The organism is Sphingomonas degradans (assembly GCF_053502645.1).
Map to the genome: position 1 here is coordinate 3,860,168 of NZ_CP177172.1, position 19,361 is coordinate 3,879,528.

General features: G+C 66.4%; 18 protein-coding genes. 17 read left to right on the forward strand and 1 reads right to left on the reverse strand.

From position 1 onward, the window contains the following. Positions 1–5 precede the first annotated feature (5 nt). From trbE to ACG3SL_RS17820, 8 genes are read left to right on the forward strand one after another with little or no spacing between them, the layout of a single operon-like run. Positions 6–2,432 carry a conjugal transfer protein TrbE gene (gene trbE / locus ACG3SL_RS17785; RefSeq protein ID WP_448662498.1) on the forward strand — a complete coding sequence of 809 codons (2,427 nt, stop codon included), beginning with the start codon at positions 6–8 and terminating at the stop codon, positions 2,430–2,432. Between the two features lie 5 nt (positions 2,433–2,437). Then, a complete protein-coding gene (trbJ, locus tag ACG3SL_RS17790; RefSeq protein ID WP_448662499.1) occupies positions 2,438–3,184 on the forward strand; it encodes a P-type conjugative transfer protein TrbJ in 747 nt (248 codons plus the stop codon). A gap of 9 nt (positions 3,185–3,193) precedes the next feature. After that, positions 3,194–3,469 (forward strand): putative entry exclusion protein TrbK-alt, encoded by a 276-nt coding sequence (gene trbK-alt / locus ACG3SL_RS17795; protein ID WP_448662500.1) that lies wholly within the window; start codon positions 3,194–3,196, stop codon positions 3,467–3,469. A gap of 1 nt (position 3,470) precedes the next feature. After that, on the forward strand, positions 3,471–4,874 hold the full coding sequence (trbL, locus tag ACG3SL_RS17800) for a P-type conjugative transfer protein TrbL (protein ID WP_448662501.1): 1,404 nt from the start codon (positions 3,471–3,473) through the stop codon (positions 4,872–4,874). A 4-nt stretch (positions 4,875–4,878) separates the two neighbouring features. Further along, complete coding sequence (gene trbF / locus ACG3SL_RS17805) at positions 4,879–5,562, forward strand: conjugal transfer protein TrbF (protein WP_448662502.1); 684 nt, start codon at positions 4,879–4,881, stop codon at positions 5,560–5,562. Then, positions 5,559–6,533: a P-type conjugative transfer protein TrbG gene (gene trbG / locus ACG3SL_RS17810; RefSeq protein ID WP_448662503.1), complete on the forward strand. Its 975-nt coding sequence runs from the start codon at positions 5,559–5,561 to the stop codon at positions 6,531–6,533. Before trbF ends, trbG begins: the two co-directional genes overlap by 4 nt. After that, the gene (locus ACG3SL_RS17815) at positions 6,530–7,711 is read left to right on the forward strand and encodes a TrbI/VirB10 family protein (protein ID WP_448662504.1); all 1,182 of its coding nucleotides are present in this window, start codon (positions 6,530–6,532) and stop codon (positions 7,709–7,711) included. The genes trbG and ACG3SL_RS17815 overlap by 4 nt, the downstream gene beginning before the upstream one ends. Then, entirely contained in the window at positions 7,711–7,947 is a 237-nt protein-coding gene (locus ACG3SL_RS17820; protein ID WP_448662505.1) for a DUF2274 domain-containing protein, read from the forward strand. The genes ACG3SL_RS17815 and ACG3SL_RS17820 overlap by 1 nt, the downstream gene beginning before the upstream one ends. Positions 7,948–8,054: 107 nt before the next feature. Here ACG3SL_RS17820 and ACG3SL_RS17825 read toward each other — a convergent pair whose 3' ends face one another. Beyond that, positions 8,055–8,957, reverse strand: a complete 903-nt coding sequence (locus tag ACG3SL_RS17825) for a LysR family transcriptional regulator (protein ID WP_448662506.1) — start codon at positions 8,955–8,957, stop codon at positions 8,055–8,057. Between the two features lie 265 nt (positions 8,958–9,222). Here ACG3SL_RS17825 and ACG3SL_RS17830 point away from each other — a divergent pair, with 265 nt between their 5' ends. From ACG3SL_RS17830 to ACG3SL_RS17870, 9 genes are all read left to right on the forward strand, one after another. Continuing rightward, entirely contained in the window at positions 9,223–9,780 is a 558-nt protein-coding gene (locus tag ACG3SL_RS17830) for a LuxR C-terminal-related transcriptional regulator (RefSeq protein ID WP_448662507.1), read from the forward strand. A 35-nt stretch (positions 9,781–9,815) separates the two neighbouring features. Then, complete coding sequence (locus tag ACG3SL_RS17835) at positions 9,816–10,172, forward strand: hypothetical protein (RefSeq protein ID WP_448662508.1); 357 nt, start codon at positions 9,816–9,818, stop codon at positions 10,170–10,172. Positions 10,173–10,215: 43 nt separating this feature from the next. Next, complete coding sequence (locus ACG3SL_RS17840; RefSeq protein ID WP_448662509.1) at positions 10,216–10,773, forward strand: hypothetical protein; 558 nt, start codon at positions 10,216–10,218, stop codon at positions 10,771–10,773. Between the two features lie 71 nt (positions 10,774–10,844). After that, on the forward strand, positions 10,845–11,336 hold the full coding sequence (locus ACG3SL_RS17845) for a JAB domain-containing protein (RefSeq protein WP_448662510.1): 492 nt from the start codon (positions 10,845–10,847) through the stop codon (positions 11,334–11,336). Further along, on the forward strand, positions 11,333–11,848 hold the full coding sequence (locus ACG3SL_RS17850) for a MarR family transcriptional regulator (RefSeq protein WP_448662511.1): 516 nt from the start codon (positions 11,333–11,335) through the stop codon (positions 11,846–11,848). Before ACG3SL_RS17845 ends, ACG3SL_RS17850 begins: the two co-directional genes overlap by 4 nt. Before the next feature lie 729 nt (positions 11,849–12,577). Next, the gene (locus tag ACG3SL_RS17855; protein ID WP_448662512.1) at positions 12,578–13,138 is read left to right on the forward strand and encodes an RNA polymerase sigma factor; all 561 of its coding nucleotides are present in this window, start codon (positions 12,578–12,580) and stop codon (positions 13,136–13,138) included. Then, positions 13,138–14,133: a FecR family protein gene (locus ACG3SL_RS17860; RefSeq protein WP_448662513.1), complete on the forward strand. Its 996-nt coding sequence runs from the start codon at positions 13,138–13,140 to the stop codon at positions 14,131–14,133. Before ACG3SL_RS17855 ends, ACG3SL_RS17860 begins: the two co-directional genes overlap by 1 nt. A 241-nt stretch (positions 14,134–14,374) precedes the next feature. Further along, on the forward strand, positions 14,375–17,167 hold the full coding sequence (locus ACG3SL_RS17865) for a TonB-dependent receptor (protein ID WP_448662514.1): 2,793 nt from the start codon (positions 14,375–14,377) through the stop codon (positions 17,165–17,167). Continuing rightward, positions 17,161–19,272 (forward strand): Atxe2 family lasso peptide isopeptidase, encoded by a 2,112-nt coding sequence (locus ACG3SL_RS17870; protein WP_448662515.1) that lies wholly within the window; start codon positions 17,161–17,163, stop codon positions 19,270–19,272. The genes ACG3SL_RS17865 and ACG3SL_RS17870 overlap by 7 nt, the downstream gene beginning before the upstream one ends. Positions 19,273–19,361: the final 89 nt, after the last annotated feature.

Here is a 19,361-nt window from a genome sequence, read left to right on the forward strand (position 1 = left end):
CGGCGATGATGGGGCTCCGCGAATATCGCCGACAGGGCGCGGCACTCGCCGACTATCTGCCCTGGGCCGCGCTCGTCGCGCCGGGCGTGGTCCTCAACAAGGACGGGTCGTTCCAGCGCACCGCCGCAATCCGCGGACCCGACCTCGATTCGGCGACGCCTTCCGAGCTGGTCGCAACCGCCGCGCGCCTCAACAGCGCGCTCCGCCGGCTGGGTTCGGGCTGGGCGCTGTTCGTCGAGGCCCAGCGCCTGCCCGCGAACGCGTATCCCGCATCCCGCTTTCCCGATCCCGCCTCGGAACTGGTCGATCGCGAGCGCGCCGCACAGTTCGCCGAGCACGGCGCGCATTTCGAGAGCGTCTATTATTTCACGCTGCAATGGATGCCGCCGTCCGAAGACGCGGCGCGCGCCGAAACCCTTCTCTATGAAGGCCGGGCGCGAACCGCCGGTGCCGCCGCACAAGGTCTCGCCGCCTTTATCGACCGCAGCGGGCGCCTGCTCCAGCTGCTCGAAGGGTTTCTTCCCGAGGCGCGCTGGCTGAGCGACGGCGAGACACTGACGTATCTCCACTCGACGGTCTCGCCCACCCGACAGCGCGTACGCGTCCCCGAAATCCCGATGTATCTCGACGCGCTCCTCGCCGATGCGCCGCTCGTCGGCGGGCTCGAGCCCAGGCTCGGGCAGCACTATCTCCGCACGCTCACCGTCACCGGCTTTCCGAGCATGACCTTTCCCGGCCTGCTCGACGACCTCAACCGCCTGGCGTTTCCCTATCGCTGGGTCACCCGCGCGATCACGCTCGACAAGACCGATGCGACCAGGCTGCTGTCCCGGATCCGCCGGCAATGGTTCGCCAAGCGCAAGTCTGTCGCTGCGATCCTCAAGGAAGTGATGACCAACGAGGCCGCGGTGCTGATCGACAGCGACGCCTCGAACAAGGCGGCCGATGCCGATCTCGCGCTGCAGGAACTGGGCAGCGATCAGGTCGGCCATGCCTATGCCACCGCGACGGTCAGCGTGTGGGATAGCGACGCCGCACGTGCCGCCGAGAAGCTTCGCCTGGTCGAGAAGCTGATCCAGGGCCGCGACTTCACGGCCATCCCGGAAAGCGTGAACGCCGTCGAAGCCTGGCTCGGCAGCCTTCCGGGCCATGTCTATGCCAATGTCCGGCAGCCACCGGTATCGACGCTCAACCTTGCCCATATGCTGCCATTGTCGGCAGTATGGGCAGGTCCCACCGAGGACGCGCATCTCGGAGCGCCGCCGCTGTTCTTCGCGCGCACCGAAGGATCGACGCCGTTCCGCTTCGCGCTCCATGTCGGCGATGTCGGCCATGTGCTGATCGTCGGGCCGACCGGGGCGGGCAAGTCGGTCCTCCTGGCGCTGATGGCGATGCAGTTTCGCCGCTACGAACGGGCCCGGGTGTTCGCGTTCGACTTTGGCGGATCGATCCGGGCGGCAGCGCTCGCCATGGGCGGCGACTGGCAGGACCTCGGGCATGGCCAGGACGCGGAAGGGGAAGCCGGCGTCCGCATCCAGCCTCTTGCGCGGATCGACGATCCCGCCGAGCGGGCCTGGGCAACCGAATGGCTGGCGGCGATCTTCGCTGCCGAACGCGTGCCGCTCGATCCGCCCGCCAAGGAGCAGCTCTGGGCAGCACTCACCTCGCTGGCCTCGGCGCCGGTCATCGAGCGCACCCTGACCGGGCTCGCCGTGCTCCTCCAGTCGCAGCCGCTCAAACAGGCGCTCGCTCCCTATTGCATGGGCGGCGCACACGGGCTGCTGCTCGACGCCGAGACCGAGCAGCTTGGCGACGCGTCCGTGCAGGCGTTCGAAACCGAGGGCCTGGTCGGGAGCGCGGCAGCACCGCCGGTGCTTGCCTATCTCTTCCACCGCATCGAAGCGCGGCTCGATGGGTCGCCGACGCTTATCCTCATCGACGAGGGCTGGCTGGTACTCGACAGCCCCGCGTTCGCCGCGCAGCTCCGCGCGTGGCTGAAGACGCTTCGCAAGAAGAATGCGAGTGTGGTGTTTGCCACGCAAAGCCTCGCCGACATCGAGACCTCGGCGATCGCCCCGGCGATCGTCGAGAGCTGCCCGACCCGGATCTTCCTGCCGAACGAACGCGCGTTCGAGCCGCAGATCGCCGGGATCTACCGCCGGTTCGGGCTCAACGACCGCCAGATCGAGATCCTCGCGCGCGCGACTCCGAAGCGCGATTATTATTGCCAGTCGCGACGCGGCAACCGGCTGTTCGATCTCGGGCTCGGCGAAGTGGCGCTCGCCTTTACCGCCGCGTCCTCGCCTGCCGATCAGCGCCGCATCACCGCACTTGTCGACGCCCATGGCCGGCACGGCTTTGCGCCGGCGTGGCTGCGTGCCCGCGGCCTCGATTGGGCCGCAGAACTTCTTTCCCGCCCAGACCAGGAGTGAATGCCATGCGTTTGCCTTTGTTACGCCGCGCCTTTTGCGCCGGTTCCGCCGCGCTCGTCATCGGCTTCGCCGTCCCGGCGCATGCCCAGTTCGGCGGCATCGTCTACGACCCGACCAACTATTCGCAGAATGTGCTCACCGCGGCGCGCACGCTCGAGCAGATCAACAACCAGATCCGCTCGCTGCAGAACGAGGCAGAGGGCCTGATCAACGATGCAAGGAACCTCGCATCGCTTCCGGTGTCTTCGCTCGCCGAGCTCCAGGCGCAGGTCCGCGCGACTCAGCAGCTGCTCGGCAACGCCCAGCGCATTGCCTTCTCGGTACAGTCGATCGACCAGGCGTTCGCCGCGCGCTACCGAGCGAACGACCTCTCGGTGCCTGAGGCAACCCTTGTCCGAAATGCCCGTGCGCGCTGGGAGGATAGTGTCGCCGCGTTCGAAGACGCGCTGCGCATCCAGGCCGGAGTGGTCGGCAATATCGACGGCGCGCGCACGACAATGAACCGGCTGGTGGGTGCCAGCCAGTCGGCTTCGGGCGCGCTCCAGGCGGCCCAGGCCGGCAACCAGCTGCTAGGACTCCAGGCCCAGCAGCTCGCCGACCTTACCGCGCTGCTCGCAGGCCAGGGCAGAGCGCAGGCGCTCGATGCCGCACAGCGCGCCGCCGCACAGGATCAGGCACGCGAGCAGCTCCGGCGCTTTCTCGCGCCGGGCGCCGGATATCGGGCCGGCACCGTCCAGATGTTCCACCGGTAGGAGGTCGCCGTGCGGATACCCCCTCTTGCGCGCATCGCCGCCTTCGCCTGCCTCGGCATCGCACTCGGGATGGCGGCGGCGGCACTTCGCACACCACCGGCTGCCGTCACCGATCGCATGGCCGAGGTTCGCATGCCCCAGCAATCCGATCCGCTACGCGCGCGCCTCGCGGCCTGCCGTGCGGTCGGAGAGGCTGCGGCGTCCGATCGGGACTGCCTGGCTGCATGGGAAGCAAATCGCCGCCGCTTCTTCGGCGAGCGTCAGTCCCGGCGCGAGGAGCAGTGACATGGGCGGCACAGGGGTCATCGACCGGTTCCTCGAGGTATTCACCTCCTATATCGATTCGGGCTTCGGGCTTCTCCAGGGCGAAGTCGCGTTCGTCGCAACCACGCTGATCGTCATCGATGTCACCCTCGCGGCATTGTTCTGGAGCTTCGGGCAAGGCGACGACCTCCTCGCCCGGCTGATCCGCAAGACGCTGTTTGTCGGCGCCTTTGCCTATATCATCGGCAACTGGAACACGCTGGCGCGGATCGTCTTCGAGAGTTTCGCGGGTCTTGGGCTCAAGGCATCGGGCACGGGGTTTACCGCTGCCGAGCTGCTCCAGCCGGGCCGCGTCGCGCAGGTCGGTCTCGATGCCGGCCGGCCGATCCTCGAATCGATCGCGGGGCTGATGGGCTATGTCAGCTTCTTCGAGAACTTCATCCAGATCGTCGTCCTGCTCTTTGCCTGGGTGGTGGTGCTGCTCGCGTTCTTCGTGCTCGCGGTTCAGCTGTTCATCACGCTGATCGAGTTCAAGCTGACGGTGCTGTGCGGCTTCGTGCTCATTCCCTTCGGCCTGTTCGGCAAGACCGCCTTCATGGCCGAGCGCGTCCTCGGCAATGTGATTTCCTCAGGCATCAAGGTGCTGGTGCTCGCAGTGATCGTCGGCATCGGCTCGACGCTTTTTTCCGAGTTCACCGGGGCGATCGGCGAAGTCCAGCCGACCATCGAGGATGCGATGGCGATCGTGCTGGGATCGCTCTGCCTGCTGGGCCTCGGGATTTTCGGCCCCGGCATCGCAAGCGGCATCGTCTCGGGCGGACCCCAGCTTGGTGCGGGCGCAGCAGCGGGCACCATGCTGACCGCAGGCGGGGCGATCGCGGCGGGGGCCGCAGTCGGCGGCGCAGCGATCGGCGGTGGCGCAAGCGCGCTGGCCGCAACCGGGCGCACGGTAAGCACCGCCGCGCAGGCCTATCGTGCCGGTGCGCAAGGCAAGTCCGGCCTGGCCGGAGTCGCGGCAGGGCTCGAGAGCGTCGGACGCGCAGCAGCCGACCGCGCCACCTCGCCGCTGCGACCCAACCGTACCCCGGCGGCGCAGACGAACGTAGCGCACGCCCCAGCGCCGGCCGGCGACGCCACACCGGCAGCTGCCATCGAGCGCGATACCGGTGGCGTCCCCAGGCCCCGGACCGCAGCCGCCGCGAAGGCTGAGGAGGCAGGCACGGCATCGCCCGCGCCGGGCGATGCGACGCCGGGAGCGGATACCGAGGGGGATGCGCGCCCGGAACCGCATGCCGCCCCGGCATGGGCGAGCGCGATGCGGCGCAACCAGGCGGTCGTCCACGCAGCGAGCGTCGCCGCGCACACGCTTCAGGGCGGCGACAGCCACGGCGCCGGCGCCTCCGTCCCCATGACCGACAAGGAGTGACACCATGTTCCATCGACCTTCGGTACGGTACGGCACCTCTCCCGAACCCGAGACGCCTTATCAGCGCGCCGGCCAGGCCTGGGACGCGCGGATCGGGTCCGCGACGGTCCAGGCAAGAAGCTGGCGACTGGCCTGTTTCGGCGCGCTCGGGCTTTCGACATTGCTTGCGGCGGGCCTTATCTGGCAGGCCGCGCGCGGCACGATCACGCCCTGGGTCGTCGAAGTCGACAAGCTCGGCGAGGCACGCACGGTAGCACCCGCGCAAAGCGGCTTCAGGCCCACCGATCCCCAGATCGCCTATCACCTTGCGCGCTTCATCGAGAATGTGCGCAGCCTGCCCGCCGACCCGGTGGTGCTGCGCCAGAACTGGCTGCGCGCCTATGACTTCACGACGGCGAAGGGCGCCCAGGCGCTGAGCGACTTTGCCCGCACGAGCGACCCGTTCGCCGAGGTCGGCAAAATCCAGGTGGCGGTCGATGTGTCGAGTGTCATCCGCGCCTCCGACGACAGCTTCCGGATCGCCTGGACCGAGCGCCGTTACCAGGAAGGGAGCCTTACCGCGACCGAACGCTGGTCCGCCATCGTCACCACCACGATCCGTCAGCCGCGCACCGCCGACGCGCTGCGCAAGAACCCGCTCGGCGTGTTCGTCCATGCCCTCAACTGGTCGAAGGAGCTCTCGCAATGACCGCGCAATGCCGCCGCATGCTGACCGTAGCGGTCGCCCCCCTGCTCGCCGCCGGCAGCGCCTGCGCCCAGACCGCCGCAGATTCCCTCGCCGCGGCGTTGCCTGCGACGCCCGAACCTGCCGCACCGAGGGACATCGTGGTCGTTCGCGTTCCTGAGCCGCTGCCGCTTCCCGGCCAGCTGAAGGCCTTGCCTCGCGCGGCCAAGGCTGCAGACGACCCGGACAAGCGGATCGGTAGCGCCAATGCGGCGGCGCGCGTCGAGCCCGCGCGCGACGGGTTCCTCAATGCCATCCAGCAATATCCCTGGAGCGAAGGCGCGCTCTACCAGCTCTATGCCGCCCCGGGGCAGGTGACCGACATCGCACTCCAGGAAGGCGAGCAACTGGTCGGGCCCGGACCGGTCGCGGCCGGCGACACCGTGCGCTGGATCATCGGCGATACGCTGAGCGGCGCGGGGCCCGCGCAGCGCGTCCATATCCTGGTCAAGCCGACCCGCGCCGGGCTCGCCACCAATCTCGTGATCAATACGGACCGGCGTACCTATCATGTCGAGCTGCGCTCGACCGCCACCACCTATATGGCCTCGGTGTCCTGGACCTACCCACAGGATGCCCTGCTGGCACTGCACGCGGCGCGCCGTGCTGCGGCCCCCGCCGAGGCCGTACCGGGCATCGACATCGATGCACTCAACTTCCGCTACCGGATCGAGGGCGACCGCGCGTCCTGGCGCCCGGTGCGCGCCTTCGACGACGGCCGCCAGGTGTTTGTCGAGCTCCCGCCCAGCGTTGGTCAGGGAGACTTGCCGCCCTTGTTCGTGCTGGGCGCGAAGGGTGCAGGCGAGCTGGTCAACTATCGCCTGCGCGGGCGCTATCTCGTCGTCGACCGGCTGTTTGCGGCGGCCGAGATGCGGCTCGCCTCGGGCAAGGCGGAGAAGCGGGTGCGCATCCTCGCTGAGGAGGCGGCAAAATGAGCGCGGAGGCTGACCCTATGCCGGCCCCCGTCGACCTGCGCCTGCGCGGCGATCCGCCGCCGGTGATGCGCCTGTCGCGCAAGACCTTGGTGGCTGGCGGGCTGATCCTTGCCTCTGCTACCGGCGGGGCCGTTGTTTATGGGCTTCGGCACGCCGCGCACCCGGTGCCCGTCGAACTCCACGAGCCCGCTACGCGAACGGCCGCCGACCTGTCCGCCGCGCCCAAGGACTATGCGACCGTTCCCAGGCTGGGGCCGCCGCTGCCGGGCGACCTTGGAAGGCCGATCCTGTCGGCACAGCAGCGCGGGACCGATGCGGCGCCGCGGCCGCTCGCTTCCCCCGCGCCAACCCCGCCGCCGCGTGTCGCGCCGGTCGATCCCGCCAGAACACGCGCCAGCCAGGAGCGTGACGCCGCGCGCACCAGCAGGCTGTTCCTTGGCGGGGAGGCGCGCGCGGGCGCCGCCCCGGCCACGCCGCCGATGCCACCGGACGCACGCCTGACCCGAGGTTCGGAAGAAGGCCAGTCGATGCCAGCCCATGCAGGAAAGCAGGACTTCCTGGGCCCGAAAGCGGCAGCACCGGTCGCGAGCCGCCACCGGCTCGAGGCACAAGGCTCCGACTTACTGCTCCAGGCGGGTAGCATCATCCCGGCAGCGCTGATTACCGGCATCCGCTCGGACCTGCCCGGCGTGATCACTGCCCAGGTCACCCAGAATGTCTATGACAGCGCAACGGGCAGGCATCTCCTCATCCCGCAGGGCAGCAGGCTGGTCGGCGAGTATGATTCACAGGTTTCGTTCGGTCAAAGCCGGGTGCTGCTCGCCTGGAACCGCCTGATCCTCCCCGATGGACGCTCGCTCCAGCTCGACCGGCTGCCTGCGGGCGACCTCGGCGGCAATGCCGGGCTCGAAGACCGCGTGGAGCAGCATTGGGGCGGGATGCTGCGCGCCGCTCTGGTCTCGACATTGCTCGGCATCGGCACCGAGCTCGGCGGAGCAGGCGATGACGCCCTGCTCCGCGCGGTCCGCCGGGGCGGCTCTGAATCGATCGGACGAGCAGGCCAGGATCTGGTCCGGAAGCAGATGAATGTCCAGCCGACGCTCACCATCCGCCCCGGCTTCCAGTTCCGGGTAATCGTCACGCGGGACCTGATCCTAACCGATGCAGGAGAAAGGTGATGGCTCTCAAGCTCGGTATCATCGCCGATGACAAGCCGGTCAGGCTCACGCTCGACTTGCCGGCGGACGTCTACCGCGATCTGGTCGCCTATGCCGAAGCCCATGCCGAGGCGACAGGGCAGACAGCATTTCCGCCGGGGAAGCTGGCCGTACCCATGCTCGTTCAGTTCATGGCCACCGATCGCGGCTTTGCGAAGCTGCGACGGAGCCGCCTCGGCACACCGCCTGGCGGCTGACGCCATGCTCCCCCTTCCCCAGATCCGCCCCTGCCGCCTCGCCCTCCGGGCGCGCCGGGGTGGGAAGGGCCGCCCGCGCTTGCCCCCGGCGCGGCGGCCCTTCATGCTCAGCGGATGGCGCTCGTCCCGCATCGCTCGGCCAGCAGTTCAAGAAATCCCGCGAGCGGTGCGCCGACATTGTCGGGACGCCAATAGGCCCGGTACTCAAGGACCGTGGGGCCGAATGCATCATGGACGGATCGAAAGGCATGACGCCGGGTCGCATTGGATGGCGCCTGCCCGGCCAGAAGTCCCACAATCCCGTTCGAGACCAGCGCCGGGAGGTTATCGCGGTGCACCTTCTGGACAGCAACCGCAGGCACATGCCCAGGCGCCGAGAGGCGCGACAGGACGAGGTCGCGAAGGTCGGATCCCGGATCCTCCGCCGTCGTGATGAACCGGTTCTTGCCGAGATCTGTCCAATAGAGCCGATCGCACTCCGTCAGGCGGTGGCCTTGCTCGACACACAGCAGCACCGGATCGAACCAGAGCGGTGCGGAGGAAAGCCCTGAAGTGTCGCACACGCCGCCGATGATCGCGAGATCGAGTTCCTCACGCTCCAGCGCACGCAGCAGGCGCAAACGTCCGCGTTCGAGCGCCGTCACCGCAATATCGGGGAACGCGCTGCGGAACGCTCGGAAGACCGACGCCAGTGCGCCGCACCCAAGCGAACCCTGAAACCCGAAACGGAAGGCGCGCGAAGGCTCGGCCGATAGCGCCGCGCACTCTGCGCCGAGCCTGTCGGTGTCCGCGACGATCTGCCGGGCCTTGCGTAGGAAGCCCTTGCCGACCCGCGTTGGTTCGACGCCTCGCGCCGACCGGTTGAACAGCCTCAGGCCCAGCTGGTCTTCGAGATGGTGGATGTGTTTGCTGAGCGTCGACTGCTTGAGACCGAAACGCGCAGCAGCCTGGCTCAGGCTCCCCGTGTCGGCCGCAGCGAGTGCGTAGCGCAGAAGCGGTGTCTCGATCATCCCGGCTCTCCGGCGCCGTATCTGAAACGGCGTCGCAGACGCGTATCGTGCCCATTGCTGCCACGCGCTATGCCGAGAAATGGGGGCCGGGTGCAAATATTCCTGCGGGCCTGCAGCTGAGGATGTCGCTGGAGCGACACGCAGGACGGCTATGCATCGACGACTGCCAGGGACGCGCGGTGGCCAGACGCGGCTGGACGCGCGAATCGAGTGGGACCAAATAGGCGTTGGAGATCATTCCGGAGTCAGCAAAGGGACGGTCGATATGAGCGCAGTCCGCCAAGACGATGCCGAGCGGGTCGCGAGCCTTTCCGAGAAGCAGCGGAATAGCCTGAGGCTGACCTACCACCGCAAAACATCGAAAGAGATCGCCAAGCTGGCGGGGGTCACCCCCTATGCGATCGACGCCCAGATCGAGCGCGCCAAGCAAAGGCTGGGGGTGACGAGCCGCATAGAGGCCGCCGAACTCGTCATGCGCTTCGCGCCGGGACCATATGAGCAATTGATATATGAATTGCCGAGCGTTGCCGAACACCGTGAAACCGAGGCAGACCCGTTCTCGCCGGAGGGGCCAGCGCCTCAGGACGCATTCGAGTTGGCAGAGGCGCACGCCGCCTATGTTCCGCCTCGTCTCGACCTGAGCGGGGGGTCAGCCCGGGTTCCTTGGGGTAGACCGGATGACTTGAGCCCGATCGTTCGTGCTTTGCTGATTCCCGCTGCCGCCTTTCTCATCGTCGCAATCGTGTTCACGCTGATCACGGCAGGCGAGCAAGGCAGCAAATGGGCAAGCAGGGTCCTTCCAGCCTACCAAAACTCGAAATAGCTGCGGCGCCCTCTGCGCCGTGCAGGGGGAATGTCATGTCGAACGATATCCACGAACTAGCTGCTGAAGTGTCGCCTCTTATCCATGCCGCTGAGGTCGCAATGGAAGACGCTGTGGTCGCCATCGCCAATCTGATGGCTGGTGCGGTCGCTAAGCGTCGCCAGGCCGGCATCATGCCTGCGGCTGCGCAACCGACGGTCCTGATGCTTCATCGCGCGCTCAGCCAGGCTATCGAAGGCGGCAGCACGGTGCTGCGCGTCCACGGCAAGCTTGAGGACCAATATCGCGTTCTGGCAAGCGACGATATTCATCCGCTATCGGAGGATGCTGTGCGAGGTCAGGCAAATGGCCTCCGGCGCCGTCGCACCGAGCCGCTGACCTTGGTCGGCTGAGCCAGCACTTGACCGTGTGCTCCGATGGTGGCCCTGTCGGAGCATGCGCGTCGCAGTTGCAATCGGCACCCTGTGTTTCTTCGTTGCGATCGCGATCTTCGCGGTGACGACGGCACCCCGGACGGCAATTTATGGGCAAACCTATGTCTACGGCGCCATCCTTCGAAGCGCGCTCTACATCGGCTTGGCGCTCGGTGGCGGTACTTATGCGATTCGATGCGGCGGACATCCGGAGCGCATTGTGGGCATCCTTGTGCTGTCGACGATGGCAGCCGACCCGATCCTGCACCTGTCTTTTGCCCTGCGATTTTGGGCCGTCGATCCGACGCACGTGCTTATCGACATCACGCGCTTTATCGCCCTTTTCGCAATCGCGCTTCGCGCCAATCGGTTCTGGCCGATATGGCTGAGCGCGTTTCAGCTGCTGGCGCTGGCCGCGCATCTCGCCAAGGCGATGGATCTGACCATCCACCCGGTCGTCTATGGTTTGATGCAGGCGATGTGGTCGTACGGGATCGTAATCGGCCTGATCCTAGCGACGCGTGTCCATCAGCGTCTGACCGCCGGCGGCGCGATGCGGCGATCCTGGAGCAGCTTCTAGCCCCGCTCGGAAGGCAAGCGCAGCGTCGTGCACAGGTGCTGGTGGACCGTTTCGGATCGCTGGGAGCAGTGATGTCGCTCGATCGCGCGAAGCTTGAGCGCGTTTCCGATCGTGATTTCGCGCAACTGATCGAGGCACATCATGCGCTTCTCGCGCACAGCCTGCGAGACCGGCTGTTAGACGGTCGAACAGCGATGGTCGGCGAGGATCTGGCACGCTTTCTTGTAGCGACGCTTGGCGATTGTCCCACCGAGCGGCTGCTTGCTTTGTATCTCGATCGCGGGAACCGGCTGATCGCAGACGAGCAGGTCGGCGAGGGTGAGCCCGGCCGGCTGTTGGTGTCGGCAAGGGCTATCGTAAATCGCGCGCTCGAGCTTGAAGCATCGGCACTGGTCTTTGCGCACAATCATCCGGGCGGCGGACTTCTCCCCAGCACCCAAGACGTCGCCTTCACGCGACGGATGATTGGTCTCTTTTCTCACATCGGCATCCACGTGCACGACCATCTGATCGTAGCGGGGAGCCACTGCACCAGCTTGAGAGCGCGCGGAGATCTCGAATGACCCTTACCCCGAGCGATGCGGAACTTGCACATCTTCTCGAGGCAGCGCTTGCGCTGGTAAGGATGCGTGAGAAGGACACTGTGCGGGCGGGAAATACGCTGCCCGCCGGTACGGGGACCGAACCGCATCTCGTCGAGATGGCGAAGGCGCTCTATCAAGCGCGCAGGCAGCGCGGCCGCTATTTCGGCGAAGTGGCAACTGCCTTCACCGAGCCCGCATGGGACCTTATGCTGGATCTGTACATCGCGCGGAGCGAAGGGCGCCGCGTTTCGGTCTCGAGTGCTGCGATTGCAGCGGATGTGCCGCCGACGACCGCTCTTCGCTGGATCGCGCATCTCGAGCAGGAGGGTATCCTAAGGCGCGAGTCGGATCCCGCAGATCGCCGCAGGACCTGGCTCAGCCTTGTCGAGAACGCCTATTACCAGATGGAGCGCTATGTCCGCGATTGTTCGCTTTCTTCGGTGACCGCGCGCTCCAGGCCGCAGCGCGCTTCGACCGTGGCAAGCGCGTGATCGATATGGCAGACGGCAATGTTTATTTTGAGTTGGTCGGCGATCTCAAGCGCATCCTCCAGAAGATTGATGAGGCGAAGCTGGTCCCGGGTCGGAAGCATTCACTCGGTTCCGTTCCTTGCTCGAAGGATTGAGAGTTGTTGTTGAAGCTGCGGCAGACGACTGCGACGAGTTGCACATGGTCGCAGAACGTCCGCTTGAAACATACAGGGCCTTAGCTTGCAGTCGTGCAGGCCCTGTAAAGAAATCCCGATCGAAGCGCATCCGGTCGCCTCGCGCGGCACGTTTGCTGAGCCATTCCCCTGTCCTGGTCGGCGAAATGCCACGTTGGAGTCCGACTATGGACACAGGGTTTCCGAATGACAAGTTGGCCGGACGACCGTTGCGCAAGCGCGCAAGGAGCAAGCCCGATGCAATCAGGATGCGCCGATTTTAAAGAACATTTCTAAATGCTTGCCTTCAATCCGGTTTCAATTCTACAGTTAGTTGCGCTTGATACTAAGCGCGGAGGCGTGAGAACCTCCTTGTGGAGAATTATGCTGGCAGCCTTGGTTGCCGGGTGGTTGGCGCGCATGTCCAAGCCGTTCGCGGCCAAAGGCGTCATCGCAAACCCACAAGTTTGTTCTCAACACCCGGCATCCTGCTGGCCCGCCTCCCGGAAAGAGGCGGGACCATGGCTGGGGTCGTACGATCATCGCGCGGAAATGCCCCCGAGAGGGGGACCGGACAGTGAGCGGTCCCCCGCCGAAGCGAACGGCGGAGCCCGAGACCCTGCCCCGCGCGGCCACGCCGGAGCCGGGCGTCTCGCTGGAGATGCTGTACCGCGACCAGCGCCATTTGCTCGTCCGGTTTTTTACGCGTCACCGCGCCGATCCGGACGATGCCAGCGACCTCGCCCAGGAAGCCTTTCTCCGCATGGCGCGCAGCGAATCGGCGACCCGCGGGCTGCTTCGCCCTCAGGCCTATCTCCGCCAGATCGCGAAAAACCTGCTGCGCGACCGCGCAAAGACGGCGTTGCGGCATTCCGAGCCCCTCCATGCACCGCTCGACGAGGAGGCTATTCCCGCGGCAAACGAGATGCAAAGGTTGGAGGCACGCGATGGCCTCGCCCGGCTTGAAGCGGTATTGGCGCGTATGAAGCCCAAAACGCGGGAGATTTTCTTGGCGCACCGACTGGACGGTCTGAGTTATGCTGAGATCGCGGAGGCGACGGGCATGTCGGTCAGCGGCGTTGAGAAGCAGATGATCCGCGCCATTGCGCAACTCGCGCGCCTTTCGGAAACGCTCTGATGGCACCGTACGAAGAAACGTCCCCAAGCGCAAAGACACGGGACGAGGCGGCGTCCTGGTTCGCGCGGTTGCGCGGGCCCGACGGAGAACGACTGCGACCGGATTTTGAGGCCTGGCGGGCCGCGGACCCAATGCACGCCGCCGCCTATGCAGAGGTCGAAGCAATGTGGCGGCGGGCGGGCGGGCTTGCCCACACGAAGATCGGGCGCGCCCGGCAACTCCCCGCGCGGCGGGCACCGCTCCTGTCGATCCCCTTTGCCCGACCTGCGCTTGCGGGACTTGCCGCGCTTGCCGTGGCAGGGCTCGCCTATACCTTGCTTGCCGCCCCGGTAGCAGAGCCCGTCGTTGCGGCACGCGTGGCACCCGTGCTGGCGACCGCAGTCGGGGAGATGCGCTCTGTGCGGCTTTCCGACGGCTCGGCGATAACTCTCGACACCGACAGCGCCGTCGAAATCGGCCGGATCGGCGATTTGCAGACACTGCGCCTTTTGCGCGGCAGAGCCCGCTTCGACGTGCGGTCCTCCGCGAAGTCGCTTCGCGTCGAGGCGGACGGGCGCATGATCTCCGCCTCGGATACGACGTTCGATGTGAACCTTGCTCCGCCGGGCGGTCGAATAAGCATATTGCGCGGGACCGCCCGTATCGACAGCGCGCAGGGAACCGACCGGAACGGACAGAGCGTCCGGCTTATGGCGGGGCAATGCCTGACCAGTTTCGGAGCGCAGGGCTCCGTCCGCCCCTTCGCGGCGGGCGCGACGCAATGGGTATCCGGCATGCTGAGTTTCGATCGCGTTCCGCTGGCGGAGGTGATTGCCGAGACCAATCGCTATTCCTCGACCAAGATCCGTCTCGCATCGCAAGACCTGGCCATGCTGCCCGTGACGGGGGCCTTCCGGCCGCTTCCCGTTGATGCGCTCGCTGCCGCCCTGGCGGAGGCATTCGGATTGCGCGCCGAGCGCGCGCCGGAGGGCTGGATCCTGCGCCGAAAAGGCTGATCGTCGTCTTCCGAACTTTTTTGGGAGGTAGTGCCCGCGATCGTCGTCAAGTCCCCCGCAGCCGCGACAGCGGCGCCCAGCAAAGGGGACGAATTCGATGATTTCGGGGAAGAAGGCTGCGCTCGCATTGGCGGGAACAGCAATGACCACCGTGGTAGCGCCGGCATGCGCACAAGTTGCTGACGGGCGGTCTTTCGACCTTCCGGCGCAGGATCTGAGCCTATCGCTGAGACAAGTCGCGTTGCAAACCGGACGTGACATCATCGCGTCCGGCGATCTCGTGTCAGGGCTCCAGGCGCCTCCCCTCAAGGGCAGCTATCAGCCGGAGCAGGCAGTCGACGCGCTGCTGCGCGGCAGCGGCCTTCAATGGGTGCGCGTCGGCGAAACGCTGGTCGTTCGACCGATCAGCAAAGCAGGTGACGATTCTGTTCAGAACGACGACCGCGCCGGTGCGATTGTCGTGACTGGGACCCGGATACGCGGCCAGGCGCCCGTCGGCGTCAGCGTTATCACGCTCGACCGCGAGACGATGGAAGAGGGCGGGTTCGCGACGACCCAGCAGCTGGTCCAGTCGATCCCGCAAAATTATGGGGGTGGTGCCAATGAAGGGACCAGTGGGCTGCTTACCGCTGCCGGGAACGGCAATACTGCACGCGGTTCGGGCGTCAATCTGCGCGGGCTCGGGCAGAACTCGACACTGCTCCTGATCAACGGCGATCGCCCGCCGCTCGGCGGCGCTTTCGGTACCTTTGCCGACCTGTCCATCGTCCCGGCTTCGATTGTCGAGCGTGTCGAGGTCGTCCCCGACGGCTCCTCCGCCATCTATGGGTCCGATGCCGTCGCCGGCGTCGTCAACGTCGTCACCCGCGATCGCTTTCGCGGCGCCGAGACGAGCTTCCGGTTCGGCACCGCCGACGGCGATGCCCAGGAATATCAGTTCAGCCAGCTGGTCGGCGTGCGCTGGCAGGGCGGCCATGCGGTCGCCGCCTATGAATATTACAAGCGCGATCGCCTCGCTGCCGGCGATCGCGCATACATCACCGAAGACCTTCGCGCATATGGCGGCACCGACCGCCGCGGTAACTATGCGAGCCCGGGCACGATCGTCGCGGGCGGCATCAACTTCGCGATTCCGGCGAACCAGAACGGCGTCGGGCTGACGCCGGGCCAGCTCACGCGCGGCGCGACCAATCGCGGCGACGGTTGGGCAGGCGTCGATATCCTTCCCGAGCAACAGCGGCACTCGCTTTTCCTGTCGCTCGACCAGGAATTGAGTGAAACGCTCCGCTTCTATGCGCGGGGGCTCTCGACCTGGCGCCGGTTCGACCAGGCCGTCCGGACCGGAGCGGACAGCAGGAGGACCGTTCCGGTCACCAATCCCTTTTATGTCGATCCGATCGGCACGCGCCAGCCGGTCGGCGTGAACTACAGCTTCTCGCGGGACCTCGGTAACGAGCGCTATCGCGGCGAGGTCCGCGCCTATGGCGCCACCGCCGGCCTCGAAGCCCGGGTCGGGCCCTGGACGATCGACGTGCACGCGACCGGGGGACGCCAGGTCGAGCGATATGATTATCTGAACCGCGTCAACAGCGCGCGGCTTGCCCTGGCGCTGGCCGATACCAATCCCGCGACGGCATACAACCTGTTCGGCGACGGCCCCTCGACCAATCCCGCGACGATCGAAGCGATCCGCGGCTATACCAAGCGCGGCTGGGAGGGGAGCGTCTGGTCCGCGACGCTGCGGGCCGACGGCCCGCTTGTCGCCCTTCCGGCAGGTTCGGCAAGGATCGCGCTCGGTGGCGAATATCGCGAGGACCGCTACCGCGACGGCATCAATCTCACTTACACCTCGACACTGGCTCCGGTCGCGAATGCTGGCACGCCGCTCCCGGGCGTGCGGATCGTCAAAGGACTCTATGGCGAGCTTCTCGTCCCGATATTCGGCGAGGGGGCTCGCATTCCGCTGTTTCGCCGTCTCGATCTGTCCGCCGCGCTACGCACCGAGGACTATAGCGATTTCGGGCGGACGACGAACCCCAAGTTCAGCGTCAGCTGGGAGCCGTTGGGCGGACTGACCGTTCGCGGGAGTTACGGCAAGTCCTTCCGCGCGCCGGGGTTCACCGAGCTCCGCCAGGATCCCGGTGCGATCACCTATTTCGCCTATCCGGTTGCCGACCCGCAATCGCCAACGGGGACCTCCAATCTGATGGTCCTGCGGGGCAACGATCCGGAACTCCGTCCCGAGCGCGCGACGACCTGGACGCTCGGCGCCGACCTCCGGCCCGCAGTCGTTCCCGACTTGCGTCTCAGCGTCACCTGGTTCGATATCGATTACCGCGACCGGATCGCGTCGGTGGCCTCGGGCCTGACCAGCTTTCTGGTCCGGCGGGACATTTACGACCCTATCCTGACCTTCGACCCGGCGCCCTCGCGCGTCGCCGCGCTCTACGCCTCCCCTTACTACAGCGATCTAGGCGGCCTCCCGCGCACTGCGCCGATCCGTGCCATCGCGGACGCGCGCACCCGGAACCTGTCGATCGTCCATCAGGCAGGGCTTGATGTCGATCTTAGCTATGCATTCGGCCTTGCCGGCGGGCGGGCCGAGCTGGGCGCGGTTGCGACCTACATCGCAAAAATCGAGCAGCAGGTAACCGCCACGTCGGTCCCGGTCGATGTGGTCGGCACGGTGGGCAATCCGCTCGATCTTCGCGTGCGCGCCCGTGCCGGCTGGAGCAGCGGCGGATTCGGTGCGATGCTGTTTGCCAATTACGCCGACAGCTACCTCAACGGGACCACCGCGACGCCCGAGAGAGTCGCGTCCTGGACGACTTTCGACCTCAATCTCAGCTATCGGTTTCCGAATGCCGGCGGTGTGCTCAAGGGGGCTCGGATCAGCCTTAATGCCAGCAACCTGTTCGATCGCGATCCGCCCTATGTCAGCTATATCGTCGGCACGCTGACCACCGGCTTCGATGCCGAGAATGCGAGCCCCTTGGGTCGGTTCGTAGCATTCCAGGTCACCAAGACATGGTGACCGTCCGCCCTTTGGCTTCGATTGCCATGTTCTTCTTCAGCGGGATCGCCGGTGCGCACGCTACGCCCGCGACCTGTTCGGAGCGCCTGTTGTCGTCTTCCTCGCGGGCGGCAACAGGCGAAATCCCGCTGACGGCCCGTGATCTGATCGAATTGCGCGACTTCGGGCAGGTGACCGCCCCTGCGGGCCGCGAGCCTTTCGCTCTGTCGCCCGACGGAAGGTTCGCAGCGCTGACGCTGCGACGCGCCGATACCGTCGCCGACAGCTACTGTGTCGGCATCGTGCTCGTGCCGCTCGTCGGCCGATCGCGACCGCGCCTGCTTGACGTCGGCGGCCAGGCGATTCCCAGCCGCAACGACGTGCATGGTATCGCCGCGATCCCCAGTGGGCTGATTCATTCCGCGCCGCCGGCCTGGTCGCCCGACGGAAGGGCCATTGCATTTCTTCGCCGCGACGCTGGCGTTACCCAGGTGTGGGTCGTCGCCGTGGATGGCGGCCCCGCCAAGCGGCTCACCCGGATGGAAACCGAGCCGCTGCGGATAGCGTGGTCCGACGATGGTCGTTCGCTGCTCGTCACGACCCGCGAGGGTGTCGATCGTGCCCGCGCAGCCATCGACGAAGAGGGGAAGCGCGGGTACCTCTATGACGAGCGCTTCTGGACGATTGCCGATGCGCAGCCGCATCCGAGCGCGACGATTCCAACCGAAGTCAATCTCGTAGACGTGTCCACCGGCTCGGTGCGTGCGATCGGTGCAGCAGAGGCGGCCCGGCTTCGGAAAAGTCCTGCCGATCGCCCTGGCGCCGTTCGCTCCGCACGGTCGGCATCAGGTGCTGTTGCCTGGGTCGGCAACGCGCGCGACGACCGCCCCAGGGGACCCACGCTTTTGCACGTGGAGATCGGGCACAGTCGCATGACCTGCGCGCTCGAGGCGTGCGGTCAAGGGATCGCCGGACTGTGGTGGGGAGATGCCGGCGCGTTGTTCTTTCTGCGTGCGGCCACGCCTGAAAATGGCGGGCGAACCGCGCTTTATCGGTGGCAGACCGGCTCGCGCACGGCGCCGGTGCGGTTGTTCGAAACCGAGGACCTGCTGCTCGGATGTGAAAAGGCTGGCCCAGCGCTTTACTGCGCGCAGGAGACGCTGGTCCGCCCGCGCGTGATCGTACGAATTGACCTTCGGACAGGCGCGCGAACCACTGTGTTCGACCCCAATCCTGAATTCGCCTCCTTTCGCCTCGGACGTGCCGAACGCATGCGCTGGAGCGATCGTGACGGCGTGTCGACCTATGGCGACCTGGTGCTTCCTCCGGACCACAAAATCGGCCAGCGCCACCCGCTGGTTGTCGTCCAGTATTTCTCCCGCGGATTTCTGCGCGGCGGGATCGGCGACGAATATCCGATCCAGCTGTTTGCCCAGCAGGGATATGCCGTGTTGAGCTTCCAGATGCCTTCGGAGGATGAGGCCGCAGCCGCCGCGCCCGACGCCATGGCCGCGCAGGCAATCAAGGTGCGCAATTGGGCGGGACGACGTCGAATTTTTCAGGCACTGGATGCCGGCATCGACGCCGCGGTAGCACGCGGCGTGATCGAGCCGGATGCGATCGCAATCACCGGGATGAGCGACGGGGCAAGTACGGTACAGTTCGCCCTCAACAACTCCTCGCGATTCAAGGCCGCCATTATGAGCAGCTGCTGCGAGGATCCCAGCGCGATCTACATCGTCGGGCCGAGCTACGGCGCAACCGTCGCGCAGTGGAACTATCCGGCCGCCGGCGAGGATGGCCGCGCTTTCTGGCGACCGCAGTCGCTGGCGCTCAATGCAGGGCGCCTGGACGTACCGATCCTCATGCAGCTTGCCGACAACGAGTTCCGAATGGCCGCCGAGGGCTATTCGGCGCTCAGGAGCCACGGCGTTCCCGTGGAGATGTTCGTCTACCCCGACGAATGGCACACCAAGATGCATCCGGCGCATCGACTTACCATTTACGCGCGCAATCTTGCCTGGCTCGATTTCTGGCTGCGCGACCGGGTGTCGCCGGCCCCTGAGGCGGCACGGGAGATCGAGCGATGGACAAAGTTGCGCCAGGTCCATCGGGCGGGAAACTAGACCCACGCCATGCCATAGGCTGCGGCGCATCAGTCAATGGGCGCAGAGGCACGAGCCGGCTTGCGCAATGTTCACTTTATGTTCTAACT